Annotated in this window: 16 protein-coding genes; 13 read left to right on the top strand and 3 right to left on the bottom strand. The window is 73.6% G+C overall.

Going from position 1 to position 23,553, the window contains the following annotated elements:
• Nucleotides 1-112 precede the first annotated feature (112 nt).
• The 4 genes from B079_RS0103375 to B079_RS0103390 all read left to right on the top strand — a co-directional run bounded on the left by B079_RS0103375 (nt 113) and on the right by B079_RS0103390 (nt 3,748).
• Complete coding sequence (locus B079_RS0103375) at nt 113-1,072, top strand: NAD-dependent epimerase/dehydratase family protein (RefSeq protein WP_018544368.1); 960 nt, start codon at nt 113-115, stop codon at nt 1,070-1,072.
• Between the two features lie 41 nt (nt 1,073-1,113).
• Nucleotides 1,114-1,866 (top strand): spherulation-specific family 4 protein, encoded by a 753-nt coding sequence (locus B079_RS0103380; protein ID WP_420705754.1) that lies wholly within the window; start codon nt 1,114-1,116, stop codon nt 1,864-1,866.
• A gap of 63 nt (nt 1,867-1,929) precedes the next feature.
• Complete coding sequence (moeZ, locus tag B079_RS0103385; protein ID WP_018544370.1) at nt 1,930-3,108, top strand: adenylyltransferase/sulfurtransferase MoeZ; 1,179 nt, start codon at nt 1,930-1,932, stop codon at nt 3,106-3,108.
• 283 nt (nt 3,109-3,391) lie between these two features.
• Nucleotides 3,392-3,748: a hypothetical protein gene (locus tag B079_RS0103390; RefSeq protein ID WP_018544371.1), complete on the top strand. Its 357-nt coding sequence runs from the start codon at nt 3,392-3,394 to the stop codon at nt 3,746-3,748.
• A 10-nt stretch (nt 3,749-3,758) separates the two neighbouring features.
• Here the strand turns inward: B079_RS0103390 and B079_RS0103395 are convergent, their stop codons facing one another.
• Together B079_RS0103395 and B079_RS0103400 are read right to left on the bottom strand one after the other, a co-directional pair.
• Nucleotides 3,759-5,306 carry an alpha/beta hydrolase gene (locus B079_RS0103395; protein ID WP_018544372.1) on the bottom strand — a complete coding sequence of 516 codons (1,548 nt, stop codon included), beginning with the start codon at nt 5,304-5,306 and terminating at the stop codon, nt 3,759-3,761.
• 441 nt (nt 5,307-5,747) lie between these two features.
• Complete coding sequence (locus B079_RS0103400; RefSeq protein WP_018544373.1) at nt 5,748-8,567, bottom strand: lysylphosphatidylglycerol synthase transmembrane domain-containing protein; 2,820 nt, start codon at nt 8,565-8,567, stop codon at nt 5,748-5,750.
• A gap of 143 nt (nt 8,568-8,710) precedes the next feature.
• Between B079_RS0103400 and B079_RS0103405 the strand changes: the two genes are divergently transcribed.
• The 5 genes from B079_RS0103405 (at nt 8,711) to nudC (ending at nt 19,381) form a co-directional block, all read left to right on the top strand.
• A complete protein-coding gene (locus B079_RS0103405) occupies nt 8,711-9,157 on the top strand; it encodes an MGMT family protein (RefSeq protein WP_018544374.1) in 447 nt (148 codons plus the stop codon).
• A gap of 318 nt (nt 9,158-9,475) precedes the next feature.
• Nucleotides 9,476-13,198, top strand: coding sequence for an ATP-dependent DNA helicase (locus B079_RS0103410; protein ID WP_078495820.1), 3,723 nt, complete (start codon nt 9,476-9,478; stop codon nt 13,196-13,198).
• Between the two features lie 115 nt (nt 13,199-13,313).
• A complete protein-coding gene (locus B079_RS0103415; RefSeq protein WP_018544376.1) occupies nt 13,314-16,862 on the top strand; it encodes an ATP-dependent DNA helicase in 3,549 nt (1,182 codons plus the stop codon).
• Nucleotides 16,863-16,872: 10 nt separating this feature from the next.
• On the top strand, nt 16,873-18,282 hold the full coding sequence (locus B079_RS0103420) for a dipeptidase (RefSeq protein ID WP_018544377.1): 1,410 nt from the start codon (nt 16,873-16,875) through the stop codon (nt 18,280-18,282).
• A 154-nt stretch (nt 18,283-18,436) separates the two neighbouring features.
• Nucleotides 18,437-19,381 (top strand): NAD(+) diphosphatase, encoded by a 945-nt coding sequence (gene nudC, locus B079_RS0103425; RefSeq protein ID WP_018544378.1) that lies wholly within the window; start codon nt 18,437-18,439, stop codon nt 19,379-19,381.
• A gap of 103 nt (nt 19,382-19,484) precedes the next feature.
• Here the strand turns inward: nudC and B079_RS0103430 are convergent, their stop codons facing one another.
• Entirely contained in the window at nt 19,485-19,742 is a 258-nt protein-coding gene (locus tag B079_RS0103430; RefSeq protein WP_018544379.1) for a mycoredoxin, read from the bottom strand.
• A 238-nt stretch (nt 19,743-19,980) separates the two neighbouring features.
• On the opposite strand from B079_RS0103430, the gene B079_RS31275 reads away from it, so the two are divergent.
• From B079_RS31275 to B079_RS0103450, 4 genes are all read left to right on the top strand, one after another.
• Nucleotides 19,981-22,194 (top strand): ATP-dependent DNA helicase UvrD2, encoded by a 2,214-nt coding sequence (locus B079_RS31275; protein ID WP_018544380.1) that lies wholly within the window; start codon nt 19,981-19,983, stop codon nt 22,192-22,194.
• A gap of 169 nt (nt 22,195-22,363) precedes the next feature.
• Nucleotides 22,364-22,684 carry a hypothetical protein gene (locus tag B079_RS0103440; RefSeq protein WP_018544381.1) on the top strand — a complete coding sequence of 107 codons (321 nt, stop codon included), beginning with the start codon at nt 22,364-22,366 and terminating at the stop codon, nt 22,682-22,684.
• Nucleotides 22,685-22,857: 173 nt separating this feature from the next.
• Nucleotides 22,858-23,226 carry a WhiB family transcriptional regulator gene (locus tag B079_RS0103445; RefSeq protein ID WP_026248308.1) on the top strand — a complete coding sequence of 123 codons (369 nt, stop codon included), beginning with the start codon at nt 22,858-22,860 and terminating at the stop codon, nt 23,224-23,226.
• Nucleotides 23,223-23,549, top strand: coding sequence for a hypothetical protein (locus B079_RS0103450; protein WP_026248309.1), 327 nt, complete (start codon nt 23,223-23,225; stop codon nt 23,547-23,549). The genes B079_RS0103445 and B079_RS0103450 overlap by 4 nt, the downstream gene beginning before the upstream one ends.
• Nucleotides 23,550-23,553 lie beyond the last annotated feature (4 nt).

A 23,553-nucleotide genomic window follows, 5' to 3' on the forward strand; every position in this document is an offset into this window, starting at 1 on the left:
CGCCCCTCAGACCCCGCGAAGGAGAACACCTGATGACCACCTCCCGACACGGAACGCCCGGAGCGTCCGGGTCCTTGGGAGCTGCCACACCGCGCACCCCGGGAGCCGCCCGATGAGGGTCCTGCTGATCGGAGCCAACGGATACATCGGCCGCTTCGTCGCCGACCGGCTGCTCGCCGACCCGGCCGTCCAGCTCACCGCGCTGGGCCGGGGTGACGACGCCGACGTGCGCTTCGACCTCGCCACCGGCAGCCCCGGGGCACTCACCCGGTTCCTGGACGCGGTCCACCCCGGAGTCGTCGTCAACTGCGCCGGTGCCACCAGGGGCGGCGCCCGCGAGCTGACCCGGCACAACACGGTCGCCGTGGCCACCGTGTGCGAGGCGCTGCGGCGCAGCGGCTGCGGGGCCCGGCTGGTGCAGATCGGCTGCGGCTCCGAGTACGGTCCCAGCCAGCCCGGCTCCTCCACGGCCGAGGACGCCGTACCCCGCCCCGGCGGGCCGTACGGCGTCAGCAAGCTCGCCGCGACCGAACTGGTCCTCGGCTCGGGGCTCGACGCCGTCGTCCTGCGGGTGTTCTCGCCCGCCGGACCCGGCACCCCGGCGGGCTCCCCGCTGGGCCGGCTCGCCGAGGCCATGCGCCGCGCCATGCAGTCCGGCGACGGCGAGCTGAAGCTCGGCGGCCTGGGCGTCCAGCGCGACTTCGTGGACGTCCGCGACGTCGCGCGCGCCGTGCACGCCGCCTCGCTCTCCGCCGCGCAGGGTGTCATCAACATCGGCTCGGGCCGCGCGGTCCGGCTGCGCGACGCCGCCGCCGTCCTCGCCCGGGTCGCCGGATACGGCGGCTCCCTGCACGAACTCGACGCCCCGCCAGGGCCGTTGCGCGGTCCCCTCGGGCATCCGCGCGGCGACGTCGACCACGCGGCGCCGGTCGCCTTCCCCTACCCGGACGGCTGCGGCAGCTGGCAGCAGGCGGACGTGCGGACGGCGCGCGACCGGCTCGGGTGGCGGCCCCGGATCAACCTGGAGGAGTCGCTGGCCGACATCTGGATGGAGGCGGCGTGCCGGATCTGAGGGGTGGCGGCGGGCCGTATCTGGCGGGTGGCGGCCCTGACCTGGCGGGCGGTGGTGGGCCGGACCTGAGGAAGGCCGCGGGCACCGAGGTGCGCACGGGCCTCGGGATCTACGACTTCGCCCACCCCCTGGTCGCCCCGTCCCAATGGGCGGAACTCACCCGCCCGGGCACACCTCTGGACTGGGTCGTGCTCAACGTGGCGGCGGGGCCGGGGGTCCGCCCCGACTCGCAGTGCCTGGAGGCGTCGGGGCGGCTGCGCAACGGCGGGGTCCGCGTCCTCGGCCATCTCGACCTGGCCCACGGGACGCGCTCCCGCGCCGACCTGCTCGGCGACGCCCGGCGCCACCTGGACTGGTACCAGGTGGACGGCTTCCTCCTGGAGCGCTGCCCGGCCGACCGTGCCGCGCTCCCGGAGGTCCGCCGCCTGGTCACCACCCTTCGGGCGCTGCGCGAGGGCGCCCACCTCGTGCTCGGCCACGGCTGCCATCCGCACCCGGGGTACGCGGAGAACGCCGACCAGCTGCTGACGTTCCGGGGGTCCTGGGCCGAGTACCGCTGGTCACAGGTCGCGGAGTGGACGGCCGACTACCCGGCCGACCGCTTCTGTCATGTCGTCCACGGGGTGCCGCGCGGCCATCTGGAGGAGGCGCTGCGCATCGCCCGCTGGCAGGGCGCGGGCACGGTCTACCTCACCGACCGCACCGACCGGGGCGGCCAGGAGAACCCCTGGGAGACCATGCCCGGCTACTGGGACGACATCGTCTCGCAGGTCGGAACGGGTGTCTCGGAATGAAGAAGCGCGTGGCAGTGTTACGGGAAGAACAACCGTAGTGAACGACCGACCAACGGAGTCCCCGTGTCGCTGCCACCCCTGGTCGAGCCCGCCGCAGAGCTCACCGTAGACGAGGTCCGCCGGTACTCCCGCCACCTGATCATCCCGGACGTCGGGATGGACGGGCAGAAGCGGCTGAAGAACGCCAAGGTGCTCTGCGTGGGTGCCGGCGGCCTGGGCTCGCCCGCGCTGATGTACCTGGCGGCGGCGGGTGTCGGCACGCTCGGCATCGTGGAGTTCGACGAGGTCGACGAGTCGAACCTCCAGCGCCAGATCATCCACAGCCAGTCCGACATCGGCCGCTCCAAGGCCGAGTCGGCGCGGGACACGGTCAAGGGCATCAACCCGTATGTGAACGTGGTCCTGCACGAGGAGCGGCTCGAAGCCGAGAACGTGCTGGAGATCTTCGGCCAGTACGACCTGATCGTCGACGGCACGGACAACTTCGCCACGCGCTATCTGGTCAACGACGCGTGCGTGCTGCTGAACAAGCCGTATGTGTGGGGCTCGATCTACCGCTTCGACGGCCAGGCGTCCGTCTTCTGGTCCGAGTACGGCCCCTGCTACCGCTGCCTCTACCCGGAGCCCCCGCCGCCCGGCATGGTCCCCTCCTGCGCCGAGGGCGGCGTGCTCGGCGTGCTGTGCGCGTCGATCGGCTCGATCCAGGTCAACGAGGCGATCAAGCTCCTCGCGGGCATCGGCGACCCGCTGGTCGGCCGCCTCATGATCTACGACGCCCTGGAGATGCAGTACCGCCAGGTCAAGGTCCGCAAGGATCCCAACTGTGCGGTGTGCGGCGAGAATCCGACCGTCACGGAGCTCATCGACTACGAGGCGTTCTGCGGCGTCGTCTCCGAGGAGGCCCAGGAGGCCGCCACCGGCTCCACGATCACTCCCAAGCAGCTCAAGGAGTGGATCGACGACGGCGAGAACATCGAGATCATCGACGTCCGCGAGCCCAACGAGTACGAGATCGTCTCCATCCCCGGCGCCAAGCTCATCCCCAAGAACGAGTTCCTCATGGGCTCCGCCCTCGAATCCCTCCCGCACGACAAGCGCATCGTCCTCCACTGCAAGACGGGCGTCCGCAGCGCGGAGGTCCTGGCGGTCCTGAAGTCGGCGGGCTTCGCCGACGCGGTCCACGTGGGCGGCGGCGTGATCGGCTGGGTGAACCAGATCGAGCCGGAGAAGCCGGTGTACTGAGTCCTCACGCTCGGGGGGAGGCCCACGGCGCCACCGCATCGTGCGGGCGCGGTGGGCCTCTTCGTCGTCCCCGCGGTGCGGCCGGATGCGGCTTCGAGGGGCGGGACGGTGAGAGAGGCGCCCCTCCGAGTTGTTTCCTGCAGCCGCTTACCCGCACGGCGCCCTGGGCAGCATGGGGGCAGTCGGGGGAGAGGGGCGAGGGTGGGGGAGCAGGTGACGTCGGTCGCGCTCTCGGCTGCTGCACGAGTCCTTGATCAGTTCGGATCTCCAGAGCGGCAGACGCGTGCTGTTCGAGCTCTACGGGCGGGCAGGACGCGTGGAGGACCTGAGCGAGGAGGAGTACGCGAGTGCCAACCGGGCGCTCTCGTCCTTCGACGTCGCGGGGCTTTACTGCCACAAGAGGTACGTGCGGGAGAAGGACGTCCTCGAACTCTGGGCGCCCTCGCTGGTCAAGATGAAGTACGCCGGGGCGCTGTTCCTCCAGCACCGGGACTCGCTCTGGCGGGGCATCCCCACCTGGCCGCACTACCGGCGCCTGGCCGACCACGCGGAGGCGTATCTCCGTTCGCGCGGGGTGGACATCGACCGGTTCGCCGCTCCCTCGGCCGGGCTTCCGCAGAGCCGTACGAGGTCGTCGTGAGGCGACGGACTTACGAGCAGACCGTGTTCGCCTTCGGGACCTTGCCGTTCAGCAGGTAGCTGTTCACCGCGCTCTGGACGCAGCGGTTCTTGCTGTCGTACGCGCCATGTCCCTGGCCTTTGTAGGTGAGTTCGACGCCGACTCCCTCGCCGAGGGCGTCGGTCATCGCTCGGGCGCCCTCGTAGGGGGTGGCGGGGTCGCCGGTGTTGCCGATGACCAGGATGGGGGCGGAGCCGGGGGCGTGGACGTCGGGGTGGTCGGCGGCGCCGGGGACGGGCCAGTCGGTGCAGCCGACCATGCCCCAGGCAAGGTAGTCGCCGAAGACGGGGGAGGCGGCGCGGAAGTCGGAGAGCTTGGAGCGGACGTAGGCGGCGTCGTAACGGGGCTTCTCGTCCGCGCAGTTGATGGCGATGTTGGCGGCGGTGATGTTGCTGTACTCGCCGTTCTCGCCGCGGCCGTTCATGGAGTCGGACAGCAGCATCAGGATTCTGCCGTCGCCCTCGTACGCCTGCTCCAGGCCCTCGGTGAGGTATTCCCAGAAGTCCTTGGAGTACAGGGACTGGGCGATGCCGTTGGTCGCGGCGGTCTGGGTCAGCTTGCGCGTGCCGAGGCCCGGAATGGGCTTCTTCTCAAGGGACTTGAGGAGAGCGGCGATGCGGTTCTTCACATCCTGGGCGGTGTCGCCGACGGGACAGTCCTCGATCTGCGACGTGCAGTCCTCCGCGAAGTTGTCCAGGGCCAGTTGGAAGCCGCGGGCCTGGCCGAGCGCGCCCTCCTCCGGTGTCTGTGTCGGGTCCACGACCGCGTCGAAGACGGCCCGGCCGACCCGCTTCGGGAACAAGTGGGCGTACACACCGCCGAGTTCGGTGCCGTAGGAGATGCCGAAGTAGTGCAGCTTGTCGTCCCCGAGGACCTGGCGCATCAGGTCCATGTCGCGGGCCGCGTCGGTGGTGCGTACGTGCGGCAGGATCTTCTTCGAGTTCCGCTCGCAGGCGTCGTTGAACTTCTGCGTGCGGGAGAGCAGTTGCTTCTGCTCGGTCGTCGAGTCCGGCGTCGCGTCCTGCTGGAAGTACGCGTCGAGCTGCGCGTTGCTCTCGCACGTCACCGGGTCGCTGCGGCCGACCCCGCGCGGGTCGAAGCTCACCAGGTCGTAGCGGGTGCGCAGGGCCGCGTAGTCCTCCCCGAACGCGGGCAGCGTGGTGACGCCGCTGCCGCCGGGGCCACCGAAGTTGAACACCAGGGAGCCGATGCGCTCGCTCGCGGGCCCACTGGCCTTCGCGCGGATCAGGGCGATGCCGATCGTGTCGCCCTTGGGCTTGCCCCAGTCCAGCGGCGCGCGCATGGTCGCGCACTGCCACTCGGCGCCGCCGGGCAGCGGGGAGGGCGCCGGGCCGCCGCCCTCGGCCTCGGACGGCGCCGGGCAGTCCTTCCAGGCCAGCTTCTGCGCCGTCAGATCCCCGGTCGTCCGCGCACCGCCGCCGCACCCGGCCAGCAGGGCGCCCACGAGCACGACGCCGGTGGTCAGAGCAGCGGCGCGCGGCCGGGAGGGGATCGCCATGTCCCCATCCTCACGGCGCGCACGCCACCGCGCGCGGGGCACGGGCCGTACGAGGTACGCCCCAGCACCGGGCGCGTGCCGAACCTTGCGTCGGGCTCGCGTCGAACCCGCGCTGAACTCACGCCGGGCTCGTGCCGAACCTCGCGCCTGGCCCGCACCGAACCCACGCCGGACGCGCGTCGAACCTCGCGCCGGGCTCGTGCCGAACCTCTTGCCGCGCCCACGTCGGGCGCCCGCCGGACCTCGTGCCGAATCCACGCTGGGGCCTGGACCGAACCCACGCCGAGGCCCGCACCGAACCTCGGGCCGAACCCGCGCCGGGGCCGCACCGAACCCACGTCGGGCGCGCGCCGGACCTCGGGTCGAGTCCACGCCGAAGCCCGCACCGAACCGCAGGCCGCCCCCGGCCCCAGCCCGCTACGCGCCCCCGCGCCGCCCCCCCTACAGCGCCCCCTTGCGCGTCAGCTGGTTGAACGACAGCCACCCCGGCAGCACCGGCAGCCACAGTGTCAGCAGGCGGAACAGCAGTACCGCCGGAGCCGCGACCTCCTTCGGCAGACCCACCGCGATCAGACCCACGGTCAGCGTCGCCTCGACCGCGCCCACGCCACCCGGCGTCGGCGCGGCGGAGCCCAGCGCGTTGCCCGCGAGGAAGACGACCGCGACGCTGGCGATGCTGATGTGCGCCGACTCGTCGCCGAACGCGCGGATCGAGGCGTCCAGGCACATCACGAAGCAGCCGGTCAGCAGCAGCATGCCGCCGATGCCGGTGACGAGCTTCTGCGGTCGCTGGAGCACGTCCAGCATGCGCGGCACGACCCCCGCGAACAGCGACCGCACCCGCGTGACCACGAACTTCCGCAGCAGCGGCACCGAGGTCACCACCAGCACCAGGACCGCCACCGTCAGCAGCCCCGCGATGACCGTGCGGGACGGCGACAGCGAGGGCGTCTTCTCGGTGCCGGTCAGATAGCCGAAGGACAGCAGCATCAGGATGTGACAGCCGAGCCCGAACAGCTGCGAGGCACCGACGCTCGCCACCGCGAGCCCGGGCCGTACGCCCTGCCGCTGGAGGAACCGCGTGTTCAGCGCGACACCGCCGACCGCCGCCGGGGCGACGATCTTCACGAAGGACCCGGCGACCTGCGCCGCCACCGTCCGCAGGAACGGCACCCGCTCCGGCACGAACCCGAGCAGCGCCATCGCGGCGGCCACATAGCTGAGCGCGGAGAAGCCCACCGCCGCCGCCACCCAGCCCCACTGGGCCTGCGCGAACAGCGTGCCGAACTCGATGTGGGTGAGCTGCGTCAGCAGGAAGTACCCGCCGATCGCGCCCGCGATGAAGCTGATCAGGGTGCGCGGCCGGACCCGCTCCAGACGGGCGGGCTCCACCGGGGCCTGCGGCCTGATCCGCAGCACCTGATGGCGGATCTGGGTGAGCAGGTCCTCCTCGCGGGCCTCGTCGATCGCCTCGTCGATGGCCCGCTTCTCGGCCCGCTGCTCGGCGCGCACCGTCTTCTTGTCGGGCTTCTCGGGAAGGGCCGTACCCTCCTTCGAGGCCGCATCGAGCCGGGCCTGCTTGGCGAGCCGGGAGGACTCCAGGACCGCCTCGCGCTCGCGCTCGGCCCGCTCACGGGCCAGCTTGCGCAGGGTGGAGCGGGTGGAGCGGGTGAGCGCGATGGGCTGGAGCATCGGCAGACAGCCGGCCACCGCGTCCGGGCCGAGCACCTTGACCGCCGAGGCGACGGCCCGCTCGGCGCCGACCCTGAGGCCGAGCGTGGTGAGCATCTGGGCCACGTCCATGCGCAGCAGCAGATCGCCCGCCGCGATCTCACCGCCGCGCAGCTCGGTGAGGATCACCTTGCCGGAACGATCCACCAGTACGGCGTCGCCCGCGAGCCTGCGGTGCGCGATGCGCCGGGACTGCAGCGCCCGCACCTGGTGCCAGACCTTGTGGAGCAGATCGTCGGTGATCTCGTCGTCGGGCAGGGAGTCCAGGGTGCGGCCACCGGTGTGCTCGTAGACCAGCATCACGGCGTCGGGGCCCAGCTCGGAGGTGGCGATCAGCTGGGGCACATGGGCCCCGGCGGCGGCCGTCGCGTAGGCGAGCAGCGCCTCCTGCTCCAGGGCCTGGCGCAGCGACTGGAGGCTGGAGCGGGTGGCGAAGCCGCGCAGAGTGAGATTGCGCCAGGCGCGGTAGAAGAAGCCCTGGGCCTGCTGCTCGCGGTCGACGACCGTGACGTCCAGCGGGGGGCCGTCCTCCAGGGTGACGAAGTAGCGCCGCCCCCGGTCGCCGTTCTCCGACTCCGGGACCTCCTCGCGGACCGCGCTGACCGGGTGGAAGCCGACGGTGCGCAGGCCCGCCATCAGGGTCCGGCCGGTGGGCCGTACGTTGGGCGAGCCGACCGCGTAGAGGGTGCCGTAGGCGATGGTCCAGCCGATCAGCACCGTCAGGATGATCGCGAACGGTGTGGTGTAGCCGGTGACCAGCATCGAGAACGCGTCGAGCAGCAGCACGATCCACAGCACGGCCCGCCAGCGGGGTCTGCGGGACATGCCGACGGCGGTCATGTACGCGATGACCGGGGCCAGATAGCCGTGCACCGGGTCGGTCAGCGCGTGGATGTCGCCCGGCGCGGGCTGGGTCAGCGCCTCCTGGATGGAGGCCGGGGCGGCCCGCGCGACCCACAGGTCGGTCGCGAGCGTCACCCCGTGCGCGAGGACGGCCGCGAGCACGCCGTCGGCGATGCGCAGGCCGTCGCGTTTGATCAGCCGCTCGATGGCGAAGGCGACCGGGACGAGCAGGATCGCGATGCTGGACGCCAGCCCCGCGATCTTGATCAGCAGGTCGGGCGCCTGGCCCGTGCCCTTGTGGATGTCCTGTTCGAGGCCCGAGGTGGTGCCGTGCGCGAACGCGGCGAGCGCGAGGAGCAGCGCGATGGCCAGCAGGCCGATGCCGAGCCGCATGAGGTCGGAGGGGCGGTGCACGCGCGCGGGGAGCAGCGGTTCGTCGCCCTCCACCTCGCCGTGGTGCGCGTCGTCGGCGCCACCGGAGTGGCGCTGGCGGGCGGGGATCTGCGGGGGCCAGAAGCGGCGGCCCTCCGGCTCGCGGCCCTCCGGCTCGCCCCGGTCGCGTCCCCGGGTTCCGTCGTCGTCCGAGCCCTTACGGGAGTCGGCCGCACCCTTGCGGGAGGTGTCTGGACGCGTGGCCGCGCCAGGGGTGCCCTCCGCGTCCTCGGGGTGCACACCCTGCTGCTTCATGGTCTCTTCTTGGTCTCGTATCACCGGTCACCGCCCGGACGATGGTGGCACGTCCGATCGGCACAAGGGGGCATCAGGGTGCGAATCAGGGGGTTGGCGGTCTTCCGCACCCGTTGTCGGTGCCGTGCGGCAGGATGGGGCGGATGAGCGAGCAGAGCCCCGCCGGTGACGCCCCCGAAGGGTCCGACGGCGCCCAGGACGGCCCCGGTGACGCGCTTCCCGAGTACGCCGAGCGCGTCCTGGAGGTGGCCGAGCTGATCCCGCCCGGCCGGGTCATGACCTACGGCGACGTCGCCGAGTGGCTGGAGGACGAGCGCCGCGAGCGCACGGCGGGCGCCGGACGCCCCGAGGGCGGGCCGCGCCAGGTGGGCCGGGTGATGGCCCTCTACGGCGGCGCGGTGCCCTGGTGGCGCGTGGTGCGGGCGGACGGCGCGCTGCTGCCGGGCCACGAGCGACGCGCTCTCGACCACTACCGGGCCGAGGGCACCCCGCTGAGGGAGCCGGGCGGCAGCGGGCGCGGCCGGATGCCCCGGCTCGACATGCGGCGGGCGCGGTGGGACGGCGAAGCGGGCACGGAAAGTCACACCTGACAGCTTCCGGCATCGGGTGCCGCCGAGGGGAACGCGCGGCCCGCAGGGGACACACGAACGGCGCACCGGAGACCGGGGGCGGACCCTGACCGGACGTACGCGGTCCCCTGCGGGACGCGCCGGAACCCGTACGGGACGCAGCGCACCCCCTACGGGACGCACCCGGTCCCTTACGGGACGTACCCGGCGAGTCCGTGCGACACCGGGCACGTCCGAGCGATGGCGTACGTTCGTGGGGCGGGGGATGCGCGCGCCGCGCGTGCCGCGTGCCTCCGCCCACCCGTACCACCACCAGGACCACCAGGACCGGCGAACCACTTGAGCTCCTCTTCCTCCACCGGGCGCCTGCCGCACCCCCAGGGGCGGCAGGCTCTTCGTGGCGCCTACCGACTGGTGCGTACCCCTCCGGCGCGGTTCGACCCCCCTCGCCTGGACGCCGGACAGCGCGCCGTGGTTGAGCACGGGGCGGGACCGCTGCTCGTGCTCGCCGGTCCCGGCACCGGCAAGACCACCACCCTGGTCGAGTCCGTCGCCGCGCGCGTGGCCCGGGGCGGCGACCCCGACCGCGTCCTGGTGCTGACCTTCAGCCGCAAGGCCGCCGTCGAACTGCGCGACCGGATGGCCCGGCGCATGGGCGCCGCCCGCGCGCCCCGCGCCACCACCTTCCACTCGTACTGCTACGCCCTCGTCCGCGCCCACCAGGACGCCGACCGTTTCGCCCAGCCGCTGCGGCTGCTCTCCGGGCCCGAGCAGGACGTCACCGTGCGCGGCCTGCTCGCCGGGCAGCCCGAGCTGGAACGGCTCGGTCTCGCCCACGTGCGCTGGCCCGACGACCTGCGCGCCTGCCTGACCACGCGCGGCTTCGCCGACGAGGTGCGCGCCGTCCTCGCGCGCACCCGCGAGCTGGGCCTCGGCCCCGAGGCGCTGGACGCCTTCGCGCGCGGCATCGGCCGCCCCGACTGGCGCGCGGCTGCCGCCTTCCTCGCCGAGTACCTGGACGTCATCGACCTCCAGGGCGTCATCGACTACGCGGAACTCGTCCACCGCGCGGTGCTCCTCGCCGACCGCCCCGAGTACGCGACCGACCTGGCCGCGCGCTACGACGCGGTGTACGTCGACGAGTACCAGGACACCGACCCCGCGCAGGTACGGCTGCTGCGCGCGCTGGCCGGAGGCGGGCGCACGCTGGTCGCCTTCGGTGACCCGGACCAGTCGATCTACACCTTCCGGGGCGCCGACGTGAACGGCATCCTCGACTTCCCCGAGGTCTTCCCGCGCGCGGACGGCGGCCCGGCCCCCGTCCAGGTGCTCGGCACCTCCCGCCGCAGCGGCGCGGACCTGCTCGCCGCGACCCGGCGCATCACCCAGCGGATGCCGCTGCGCCGCCTGCCCGCCGACAAGGTGCGCGCGCACCGCGAGCCGACGGCGGTGCGCGAGAGCGGGCGCGTCGAGGCGTACACCTACCCGACGCCCGGCACCGAGCTGGACAACATCGCCGACATCCTGCGCCGCGCCCACCTGGAGGACGGCGTCGCCTGGAGCGACATGGCCGTCCTGGTCCGCGCGGGCGCCAGCATCCCGGTCCTGCGCCGCACCCTCACGGCCGCGGGCGTCCCCCTGGACACGGACGGGGACGACGTACCGCTGCGCCATGAACCCTCGGTCGCCCCGCTGCTGACGACACTGAAGGTGGTGGCGACGGCGGAGGCGGCGGCGTCGCCGGTCGGCGGGGGAGCGGGCGTGGTCGGAGCCATGGCGGCCGTCGTCGACGGGGATCCGCTTCCGGCCGCGACCGAGTGGCCCGTGCCCGACGCGGCTGATCCGGCTCACGCGGCTGATCCGGCTCACGCGGCTGATCCGGCTCACGCGGCCGACCCGGCTCACGCGGCCGATCCGGCGGAGTCGGCCGACCCGGCCTCGCCGGCCGCCGCCTCCCGCCCGGAGCCCGACGCGTCGGCGCGCACGGACGCCGGGGAACAGGCCGACACGGGCGCGGGGGGACTGGCGCGTACGGACGCCGGAGGACCGGCCGACACGGACACCGGGGAACCGGCCGACACGGATACCGGAGAACCGGCCGGTACGGCGTCCGGCGCCGGGGCCGACAGGGTCGGGAACCACCCCGCCCCCGCCCCCGCCGACCAGACCCCGCGAACCCCCGGCGGGACCTGGCTCGACGCCGAGACCGCTCTCACCCTCCTCACCTCCCCCCTCGCCGGGATGGACGCCGCCGATCTGCGGCGGCTCGGGCGGGCGCTGCGCGAGGAGGAGCGGGCCGGGGGCAACCCGGTGCCGCCGCCCTCCGACGAACTGCTCGCCCGCGCGCTCGCGGAGCCGGAGCGACTGGCCGTGCACGACCCCGCGTACGCGCGCGGGGCGCAGCGGCTGGGCGCGCTGCTGCGCAAGGCGCGCACGCGGCTCGCCGAGGGCGGTACGGCCGAGGAGGCGCTGTGGGACCTGTGGAACGGCACACCCTGGCCCAGCCGTCTGGAGCGCGCCGCCCGGCGCGGCGGCGCGGCGGGCCGTAACGCCGACCGCGACCTGGACGCCGTGTGCGCGCTGTTCGCCACCGCCGCGCGCGCGGAGGAGCGCGTCGGCGGGCGCGGCGCCCTCAACCTCCTGGAGGAGCTGGCGGCCGAGGACATCGCCGCCGACACGCTCACCCGCCGCGCGGTACGCCCCGAGGCCGTGCGCCTGATGACCGCGCACCGCTCCAAGGGCCTGGAGTGGCGCCTGGTCGTCGTCGCCGGGCTCCAGGAGGGCGTGTGGCCCGACCTGCGCCGCCGCGGCTCCCTCCTGGAGGCCGACCGCATCGGCCGCGACGGACTCGCCGAGCCGCTGACCCCGGGCGCGCTGCTCGCGGAGGAGCGCAGGCTGTTCTACGTCGCCGCCACGCGCGCGCGTGACCGGCTCGTCGTCACCGCCGTGAAGGGCGCGTCCGACGACGGCGACCAGCCCTCCCGCTTCCTGACCGAGCTGGGCGTCGAACCCCGCGACGTCACCGGGCGCCCGCGCCGCCCGCTGTCCGTGTCCGCGCTGGTGGCCGAGTTGCGCGCCACCACCGTCGACCCGGCGGCCTCGCCCGCCCTCAGGGAGGCCGCCGCGCGCCGCCTGGCCCGCCTGGCGGCGCTCAGCGACGACGAGGGCCGCCCCCTGGTGCCCGCCGCGCACCCCGACCGCTGGTGGGGCATGTACGAGCCGACCGAGAGCAAGGTGCCGCTGCGCGACCGCGACCAGCCCGTCGTGCTCTCCGGCAGCGCCCTGGACCAGCTCGCCAACACCTGCGCGCTCCAGTGGTTCCTGGGCCGCGAGGTGAAGGCCGCCGCCCCCGCGACCGTCGCCCAGGGCTTCGGCAACGTCGTGCACGTCCTGGCCGACGAGGTCGCCTCGGGCCGTACGCCCGCCGATCTCGACGTCCTCATGGAGCGCCTGGACTCGGTGTGGAACGCGCTCGCCTTCGACGCACCATGGAAGTCCGCCCAGGAGAAGGACAACGCGCGCGCGGCCCTCGAACGCTTCCTGAACTGGCACGTCCTGGACCGCGCCACGCGCACCCCGGTCGCCAGCGAGCAGGACTTCGACGTCACCCTGGAGGCGGGCGCGTACAAGGTCCGCATCCGGGGCCAGATGGACCGCGTGGAGGCGGACGGCGCGGGCCGCGCCTATGTCGTCGACTTCAAGACCGGCAAGAACGCCCCCACCTCCGCCGAGGTCGCCCGCCACCCCCAGCTCGCCGTCTACCAGCTCGCCGTGGCCGAGGGCGCCGTGGACGACGCCTTCGGCGGCACCCGTCCCGAGCCCGGCGGCGCCGAACTCGTCCAGCTCCGCCAGGGCGCGGCCAAGAAGGACGGCGGCGAGACACAGCCCAAGGTGCAGACCCAGGAACCGCTGTCGGGGGAGTGGGTCGGGGACCTGCTGGCCACCGCCGCCGGAAAGGTCCTGGACGAACGGTTCACCCCCGCCACCGGCCGCCAGTGCACCCACTGCGACTTCCGCGCCTCGTGCAGCGCCCGGCCCGAGGGACGGCACGTGATCGAGTGAGGGCACGCCGGATGACGGCGCGTGAAGTGACGTACGGCACTCCACGCACCCCCTGACCTGCGCAGACGCCGTCCCGCGCCCCCGGCTGTCGGTGCCCGCCGCTAGCCTCTGACGAATGTCCGCGCGCATCACCGACCCCGACCAGCTCAAAGAGCTGCTCGGCATCCCGTTCACCCCGGAGCAGCTGGCCTGCGTCATCGCGCCGCCCGCCCCGCAGGTGATCGTGGCCGGGGCCGGTTCGGGCAAGACCACGGTGATGGCCGCGCGCGTGGTCTGGCTGGTCGGCACCGGACAGGTCGCCCCCGAGCAGGTGCTCGGTCTGACCTTCACCAACAAGGCGGCGGGCGAACTCGCGGAGCGCGTCCGCAAGGCGCTCGTCAAGGCCGGGATCACCGACCCCGACGCCATCGACCCGGACCACCCGCCCGGCGAGCCGGTCATCTCGACCTACCACGCCTTCGCCGGGCGGCTGCTCACCGACCATGGTCTGCGGCTCGGCCTGGAGCCCAGCTCCCGGCTGCTCGCGGACGCCACCCGCTACCAGCTCGCCGCGCGCGTGCTGCGCGAGGCCCCGGGCCCCTACCCCGCCCTCACCCGCTCCTTCGCGGACCTGGTCAGCGACCTGCTCGCGCTCGACTCCGAGCTGTCCGAACACCTCGTGGACCCCGAGGACCTGCGCGCCTGGGACGCCGGTCTCCTCGACACGCTCCAGGGCGTCAAGCTCAGCAACGCCGACCTGCGCAAGGTCCCCGAGACCCTGGCCGCCCGCCACGAACTGGCCGGACTCGTCGAGCGCTACCGGGCCGCCAAACGCGACCGCGACCTGCTCGACTTCGGCGACCAGATCGCCCTGTCGGCCCGCCTCGCCGCAATCCCCGAGGTGGGCCGCGTGCTGCGCGAGGAGTTCCGGGTCGTCCTCCTGGACGAGTACCAGGACACCTCCGTCGCCCAGCGCGTGCTGCTCTCCGGGCTCTTCGGCGCGGGCACAGGCCATCCCGTCACCGCCGTCGGCGACCCCTGCCAGGCCATCTACGGCTGGCGCGGCGCCTCCGTCGCCAACCTGGACGACTTCCCCGAGCACTTCGCGCACGCCGACGGCACCCCCGCCGGACGCCGGGCGCTCAGCGAGAACCGCCGCAGCGGCGGCCGGCTGCTCGACCTCGCCAACGGCCTCGCCGAGCCCCTGCGCGCCCTGCACGAGGGCGTGGAGGCCCTGCGCCCGGCCCCGGGCGCCGAACGCGACGGCATGGTCCGCTGCGCCCTGCTGCCCACCCACGCCGAGGAGATCGCCTGGCTCGCGGACTCCCTCGCCCATCTGGTGCGCACCGGCACCCCGCCCGGCGAGATCGCCGTCCTGTGCCGTACGGCGGGCGACTTCGCGGAGATCCAGGGCGCGCTGGTCGCCCGGGACGTGCCGGTCGAGGTCGTCGGCCTGTCCGGGCTGCTGCACCTGCCCGAGATCGCGGACCTGGTCGCCGTCTGCGAGGTCCTTCAGGACCCCGGCGCCAACGCCGCCCTGGTCCGTCTGCTGACCGGCCCGCGCTGGCGCATCGGCCCCCGCGACCTCGCCCTCCTCGGCCGCCGTGCCCGGCTGCTCGTCGCCCACACGGACGCGGGCGGCGACGACCCCGACCGCAGGCTCGCCCAGGCCGTGGAGGGCGTGGACCCCGCCGAGGTCACCTCGCTCGCGGACGCGCTGGACACCTTCCTGGACGCGGGGGCCGAGGACGACGACGGGCTGCCGTTCTCCCCGGACGCGCGCGTGCGCTTCGCCCGGCTCGCCGCCGAACTGCGCGATCTGCGCCGCTCCCTGTCCGACCCGCTCATGGACGTCCTGCACCGGGTCCTCGCCGTCACCGGCCTCGAGGTGGAGCTGTCGGCCTCCCCGCACGCGCTCGCCGCCCGCCGCCGCGAGACCCTGGCCAACTTCCTCGACGTGGCCGCCTCCTTCGCCGCCGGTGACGGCGAGGCCACCCTGCTCGCCTTCCTCGGCTTCCTGCGCACCGCCGCGCAGTACGAGAAGGGGCTCGACAACGCGCTGCCCGGCGGCGAGAACACCGTCAAGGTGCTCACCGCGCACAAGTCCAAGGGCCTGGAGTGGGACGTGGTCGCCGTCCCCGGCCTGGTCACCGGCACCTTCCCCAGCGCCCAGGGCCGCGACAAGTGGACCGCGCAGGCCAAGGTGCTCCCGCACGCCCTGCGCGGCGACACCGACACGCTGCCCGACGTGGACTCCTGGGACGCCAAGGGCATCAAGGGTTTCCACGCGTCCATGAAGGCGCACCAGCACACCGAGGAGCTGCGCCTGGGCTACGTCACCTTCACCCGCCCCCGCTCCCTGCTGCTCGGCTCCGGCCACTGGTGGGGCCCCAGCCAGCAGAAGCCGCGCGGCCCCTCCGACTTCCTCCAGGCGCTGCACGACCACTGCGCCGCCGGGTACGGCGAGATCGAGGCGTGGGCGGCGGAGCCCGCCGAGGGCGAGGAGAACCCCGCCCTGCACACGGCCGACGACGACCTGGTCTGGCCGCTCCCGCTGGACCGCGCCGCCTTCGAACGCCGCCAGGAGGCCGCCCGCGTCGTCCGCGCCCACCTGAACGCGCCGGACGGCCCGCCGGTGGCGTACGAGGACCCCGAGTGGCCGACGGCGCCGGAGGACGAGGAGCCGTACGACGAGCCGCCGTACGAGCCCGCGTACGACGAGCCTCCGTACGAGGACGACCCCTACGGGCCGGGCCCCGAGGATCCCGAGGACCCCGAGGACTGGGAGCGGCTGAGCACCGAGCGCCCCCTGATCCCGCACCAGGCCCCCGCCCCCGAGGACCCCGGGCCCCTGGGGGAGATCCCCGAGGACCCCCTGACCCCCGAGGAGGCCCGCACCCTCGCCTCCTGGGACCGCGACCTGGACGCGCTCGCCGCAGAACTGCTGCGCGGCAGGCGTGCCGTCACCGACGTACCCCTGCCTGCCACGCTCACCGCCACCCAGGTGCTCCAGCTCGCGGAGGACCCGGACGGGCTCGCGCAGGAACTCGCGCGCCCCATGCCGCGCCCCCCGCGCCCGGCCGCACGCCGGGGCACCCGGTTCCACGCCTGGGTGGAGGCCCGCTTCGAGGAGCTGACGCTGCCCCTGCTGGAGCCGGACGAGCTGCCCGGCGCCGACGCCGAGATCGCGGACGAGGCGGACCTGGAGGAGCTGAAGGCGGCCTTCGAACGCACCGAGTACGCCTACCGCACCCCCTACCGCGCCGAGGTGCCCGTACAGCTCTCGCTCGCGGGCCGGGTCGTGCGCGGGCGGATCGACGCCGTCTACAAGGACGGCGAGGGCGACGGCGCGACCTACGAGATCCTCGACTGGAAGACCGGCCGCACCCAGAGCGCCGACCCGCTCCAGCTCGCCGTCTACCGGCTCGCCTGGGCCGAGCAGCAGGGCGTGCCGCCCGAGTCGGTCACGGCCGCGTTCCTGTACGTGCGCACCGGAGACGTCGTCCGTCCGGCGCGGCTGCCCGGCCGCGCGGAGCTGGAGCGGCTGCTCGGCGGGGCCGCGCGCACGCCTGACGCCGGGGAGAGCGGCGGGGCCGCGCGAAGGCCCGGCAGCGGGGAGAAGGGGCCGGTCGGGGAAGCCGGGTGTGACGAACCGCCCGGAGAGGATGTCCGCGCGGGCCGATAGGCTCGTGCGTATGAGCCAGCCCCCGGACAGCGCCGTCCACGCGTACATCGAGCGGCACCGCGCCGCCTTTCTCGACGACCTCGCCGCGTGGCTGCGCATCCCCTCGGTGTCGGCCCAGCCCGAGCGCGCCGAGGACGTGCGCCGCAGCGCCGACTGGCTCGCCGCCGCGCTGAAGGAGACCGGCTTCCCGGTCGCCGAGGTCTGGCCCACCCCCGGCGCCCCGGCGGTGTACGCCGAGTGGCCCTCGGACGACCCCGACGCCCCGACCGTCCTGGTCTACGGCCACCACGACGTGCAGCCCGCCGCCCGCGAGGACGGCTGGGACAGCGACCCCTTCGAGCCCGTCGTCCGCGACGGCAAGCTGTACGCGCGCGGTGCCGCCGACGACAAGGGCCAGGTGTTCTTCCACACACTCGGCGTCCGCGCCCACCTCGCCGCGACCGGCCGCACCGCCCCCGCCGTCCACCTGAAGCTCATCGTGGAGGGCGAGGAGGAGTCCGGCTCACCGCACTTCCGCGCCCTGGTCGAGGAGCACGCCGACCGGCTCGCCGCCGACGCCGTGATCGTCTCCGACACCGGCATGTGGTCCGCGGACACCCCGACCGTCTGCACCGGGATGCGCGGCCTCGCGGAGTGCGAGATCCGCCTGGAGGGGCCGTACCAGGACATCCACTCCGGCTCCTTCGGCGGCGCCGTGCCCAACCCGGCCACCGCCGTCGCCCGCCTGGTCGCCGCCCTCCACGACGACGAGGGCCGCGTGGCGATCCCCGGCTTCTACGACGGCGTGGTGGAGCTGACCGACCGCGAGCGCGCGCTGTTCGCGGAGCTGCCCTTCGACGAGGAGCGCTGGCTGCGCACCGCCAAGTCGCACGCCACCCACGGCGAGGCCGGTTACAGCACCCTGGAGCGGATCTGGGCCCGCCCGACCGCCGAGGTCAACGGCATCGGCGGCGGCTACCAGGGCGCGGGCAGCAAGACGATCATCCCCTCCTCGGCGCTGGTGAAGCTCTCCTTCCGCCTGGTCGCCGGGCAGGACCTCGGCCAGGTCGAGAAGGCCGTCCGCGCCTGGGCCGCCCACCAGGTGCCCGCCGGGATCCAGCTCGACATCAGCTTCAGCCCCGGCACGCGCCCGTGTCTGACCCCGCTGGACCACCCCGCGCTGCGCTCCGTCGTACGCGCCATGGAGCGCGCCTTCCAGGGCCCGGTCCGCTTCACCCGTGAGGGCGGTTCCGGGCCCGCCGCCGACCTCCAGGAAGTTCTGGGCGCCCCGGTGCTCTTCCTCGGCATCTCGATCCCGTCCGACGGCTGGCACGCCCCGAACGAGAAGGTCGAGCTGGACCTCCTCCTCAAGGGCGTCGAGACCACCGCCTACCTGTGGAGCGACCTCGCCGAGAACGCCGAGAACGGAGACGCCCCCTGACCGGCGGCCACGGCACCGGGCGTCCGCCCGCGCCGGGCACACTGGAAGGAACGCCCCGACCGCCCCACCGCACCCCAGCCGGTGCCCTCCGCCCCATGTCCCGCCGAACCGCCCGCCGAACCGAACCGTTCCCTTGGGGGAGTTGGAAGCACCCGTGACCACCTGGACCGACCACACCGCCGACCGACCCATCTCGCTGACCGCCCCGAGCGGCATCGACCGCGCCGCCCACCACCGGCTCGACGAGGCCTGGCTCGCGGCGGCCTGGAGCCACCCCTCCACCCGCTGCTTCGTGGTCTCCGGCGGCCAGGTCCTCATCGACGAGACGCCCGACGGGCGCACCGAACTCGTCATGACGCCCTCCTTCGAGGCGCCGCTCACCGAGGCCCACCGCTACTTCCTCGGCGAGGACGAGGACGGCGTCAGCTACTTCGCCCTCCAGAAGGACTCCCTGCCCGGCCGTATCGACCAGTCCGCCCGCCCCGCCGGGCTGCGCGAGGCGGGCCTGCTGCTCTCCCCGCGCGACGCCGGGCTCATGGTGCACGCGGTCGGCCTGGAGAACTGGCAGCGCACCCACCGCTTCTGCTCCCGCTGCGGCGAGCGCACCGTCATCGCCGCCGCCGGGCACATCCGCCGCTGCCCGGCCTGCGGCGCCGAGCACTACCCGCGCACCGACCCGGCCGTGATCATGGCCGTCACCGACGAGCAGGACCGCATCCTGCTCGGCCGCCAGGTGCACTGGCCCGAGGGCCGCTTCTCCACGCTCGCCGGGTTCGTGGAGCCCGGCGAGTCCATCGAGCAGTCGGTGCGCCGCGAGGTCTTCGAGGAGGCGGGCATCACCGTCGGCCGCGTCGAGTACGTCGCCAGCCAGCCCTGGCCGTTTCCGTCCAGCCTGATGCTCGGCTTCTTCGCCCACGCCACCTCCACCGAGATCGACGCCGACGGCGAGGAGATCGAGGAGGCCCGCTGGTTCTCCCGCGAGGAACTGGGCGAGGCATTCGAGTCCGGCGAGGTCCTGCCGCCCTACGGCATCTCCATCGCCGCCCGCCTGATCGAGATGTGGTACGGCAAGCCGCTGCCGACACGGAGCGCGTTCTAGGGGCGTACGGACAGACGAGAACCCCGGTGGCCCGCTTCAGGGGCTGCCGGGGTTCTCGTACGTCTTACGACGCGCTTTTCGCGACTCGCTCTCGCGGTGCGGGTCAGGCGCCGAGCGCCTGCTTCACCTGGGCGAGGCTCGGGTTGGTCATCACGACCTCCTCGCCACCGGCGGCCGGGACGACGCGCACGGTCGGCACCGTCTGGTTGCCCCCGTTGGCCTTCTCCACGAACGCGGCGGACTCCGGGTCCTGCTCGATGTTGATCTCGGTGTAACCGATGCCCTCGCGGTCCAGCTGGCTCTTCAGCCGACGGCAGTAGCCGCACCACGTCGTGCTGTACATCGTCACAGTGCCCTGCATGGTCTCTCGCGCTCCTCAGGCAGCTCGGGAAGGGGTCGTGCAGTGGGGCAACGCGGGAGAGCGGAGCGTAATTCCCGGCACCCCCACGGCCCCTGTGACACCCGCCGCATTCATACGACCGCAGGGCCCCGCCTGTGGACAACGGGCGCGGTCGTCCCGGGCGACCTGGCAGCATGGCCATGTGACAGCAGCAACGCACTCCCCCCTCTTCCCGCGGACACCGGACTCGGCCGACGCGGTGCTGGAAGGGCTCGACCCCGAGCAGCGCGAGGTCGCCACCGCACTGCACGGGCCGGTGTGCGTCCTGGCCGGAGCGGGCACCGGCAAGACCCGCGCCATCACCCACCGCATCGCCTACGGCGTGCGCGCGGGCATCCTCCAGCCCTCCAGCGTGCTCGCGGTCACCTTCACCAACCGTGCCGCGGGCGAGATGCGCGGGCGGCTGCGCCAGCTCGGCGCCCAGGGCGTGCAGGCGCGCACCTTCCACTCCGCCGCCCTGCGCCAGCTCCAGTACTTCTGGCCGAAGGCGGTCGGCGGCTCCCTGCCCCGGCTCGTCGAGCGCAAGATCCAGCTCGTCGCCGACGCGGCCACCGCCTGCGGGCTCCGCCTGGACCGCAGCGAGCTGCGGGACGCCACCGCCGAGATCGAGTGGTGCAAGGTCACCCAGACCGTCCCCGCCGACTACGCGTACGCGGCCGCGAAGTCCGGCCGTGACACCCCCCGCGACCCGGCCGAGATCGCCCATCTCTACGCGGCCTACGAGAACCTGAAGAGCGCCCGCTCCGTCATCGACTTCGAGGACGTGCTGCTGCTCACCGTCGCCGTGCTCCAGGACCGGCAGGACATCGCCGACCAGGTGCGCTCCCAGTACCAGCACTTCGTGGTGGACGAGTACCAGGACGTCAGCCCCCTCCAGCAGCGCCTGCTCGAACTGTGGCTCGGCGACCGCGACGACCTGTGCGTCGTCGGGGACGCCAGCCAGACGATCTACTCGTTCACGGGAGCAACGCCCGACCACCTCCTCGACTTCCGGCACCGCCACCCCGGCGCGACGGTCGTCAAGCTGGCCCGGGACTACCGCTCCACCCCCCAGGTGGTCCGCCTGGCCAACGGCCTGCTCGCCCAGGCCCACGGCCGCGCCGCCGACCACCGCCTGGAACTGATCTCGCAGCGCGGAGCCGGACCCGAGCCCGTCCACGTCGAGTACACCGACGAGCCCGCCGAGGCCGAGGGCGCCGCCCGCCGCATCCGCGAGCTGATCGACGCGGGCGTCCCGGCCGCCGAGATCGCCATCCTGTTCCGCACCAACTCCCAGTCCGAGACCTACGAGCAGGCCCTCGCGGACGCCGGAGTCCCTTATCAGCTGCGCGGCGCCGAGCGCTTCTTCGACCGGCCCGAGGTGCGCCGGGCCGGGGTCGCCCTGCGCGCCGCCGCCCGCTTCGGCGGCAACGACTCCCTGCTCGACGAGGCCGTCGACCTGCCCTCCCAGGTGCGCGCCGTGCTCTCCGGCGAGGGCTGGAGCGCCCAGCCCCCGGCCGGCTCCGGTGCCACCCGTGAGCGCTGGGAGTCGCTGGCCGCCCTCGCCCATCTCGCCCAGGACTTCGCCGCCGCCCACCCCGGCGCCACCCTGGCCGACTTCGTCGCGGAGCTGGACGAGCGGGCCGGTGCCCAGCACGCCCCCACCGTCCAGGGCGTCACCCTCGCCTCCCTGCACGCGGCCAAGGGCCTGGAGTGGGACGCCGTCTTCCTGGTCGGCGTCGCCGAGGGCATGATGCCGATCACCTACGCGAAGACGGACGAGCAGATCGAGGAGGAGCGCCGCCTCCTCTATGTCGGCGTCACCCGCGCGCGGGAACGGCTCCACCTCTCCTGGTCGCTGTCCCGCGCCCCCGGTGGCCGCCCCAACCGCAGGCCCAGCCGCTTCCTCGACGGACTGCGCCCCGGCACCACCCCGACCGTCGGCCGCACGGGGAGCGGCGCCCTCGGCGGCATCGAGCGCGGCACCGGCGGCAGCCTGGCAGGCGCGAGCGGCAGCGGGGTCATGGCCGTCCCCCGCCGGGCCCAGCGCACCCCGGCCCGCTGCCGGGTCTGCGGTCGCACGCTCACCGACGCGGGCGAGATGAAGCTGATGCGCTGTGAGGACTGCCCCTCCGACATGGACGAGGGCCTGTACGCACGGCTCAGGGAATGGCGCTCCGTCGAGGCCGGGCTCAGCGGCCAGCCGGACTTCTGCGTCTTCACCGACCGTACCCTGATGGCCATCGCCGAGACCTGCCCGGACACCCCGGCCGAACTGTCCCGCATCCCCGGCGTCCTCGACCGCAAACTCCGCCGCTACGGCGCCGACGTCCTGGCCATCTGCGCGGGCGCCGACCCCGCGGCGGACCCGGCGAACGAGGCGCGGAACGACCCCCGCGACGACCCCGAGAACACGGCGGACGACGCGCGTTGACGACTGATACGAACTCGTCGAAAAAATAGTTTGCGCACGCCCCGCGAATCCCCATAGGTTCTAGACACGGAAACGGCGGCCTTCTCGGAGGCTGTGATTCCGTGCTGTACTTACATATCCGACGGACCGGTTCACCGGTCCCCCAAGGCGCCGAAAGGAGGCGAGTCTCGTGATCAGCATCAACACCAGCATCAGCAGCAGCTCGGCCAAAATGACCGATCGCTCGACCGTCTCCCTGTGCATGTTCGGCGCCTTCACCCAGGGCACCGGTGTGTCCGGCATTTCCGCCGTCCGCCCCGCCTCCGCCCTGTCCCTCGCGGATCTCCCTGTCCGCGAGCGGAATGAGCGACCGACCAAGGCACTGGAAGCGGTAGAGGCACAGGCACACGCCTATGCCTTCGCGGCCGGTGCCGGATTCCAGCAGCAGACGACGCAGCACCACCTGATGTGGGCCTTCCGTGGGCCAGAACCCTGGAGTGATCCAGCCTGACAGTCGATCAGGCCGGCGCCTTCAGGGCCGCGGAACCCCACCCGGGAACCGCGGCCCTTCTGTTTTCCCCGAACGGGGTCGACGGAGCGAAGGGGCCTCGGGACAAGGAACGACCCGGTACCCAGCCGACACCCGGTCAACCGGCCGGAACGAAAAGACGAGGAAAACACCCCGTGCAACTCGAAGCGCACGCCCCGTCCGTACCGCCCTCACGAACGCTCCCCCCGCCCGGCCCCACGGAGGACCCCGCCTTGTTCCCCCTCACCGCGCTCACCGCGCTCGACGACGCCATCGAGAGCCTCGGCACCCCCGTCCCCTGCCGGTCCTACGACCCGGAGGTCTTCTTCGCCGAGTCCCCGGCGGACGTGGAGTACGCCAAGTCCCTCTGCCGCACCTGCCCGCTGGTCGAGGCCTGCCTCGCCGGGGCCAAGGAGCGGCGCGAGCCCTGGGGTGTCTGGGGCGGGGAGCTGTTCGTCCAGGGAGTCGTCGTGGCCCGCAAGCGGCCCCGTGGCCGCCCGCGCAAGAACCCGGTCACGGCATGAACACCCCAGGAACGATCGACCGCCCCCTCACGCACGACCCCATGAAGCAGGCCCCGATGAAGCCGTCCACCAGCGAGCCCACGCGCTCCGCGATCTCAGACCTCAGCACCCACGGCGTGACCGGTTCGCGCCAGAAGAACAGGACCCGCGAGATGCAACTCATCCCAGAAGCCCTGGCCCGTGCGCATATGCACGAGCGCCTGCAGGACGCCGAGCGGGAGCGCCGGGCCATGCGCCTGGCCACCGCCCGGCGGATGCAGCGCCGGGCGGAGCGCGCCTCGCTGCGCGCCCGTCGGGCGCTCGCCATGGCCGTCATGCAGTAGGCGC

This window comes from Streptomyces sp. LaPpAH-108 (assembly GCF_000373625.1).
Lineage (GTDB): Bacteria > Actinomycetota > Actinomycetes > Streptomycetales > Streptomycetaceae > Streptomyces.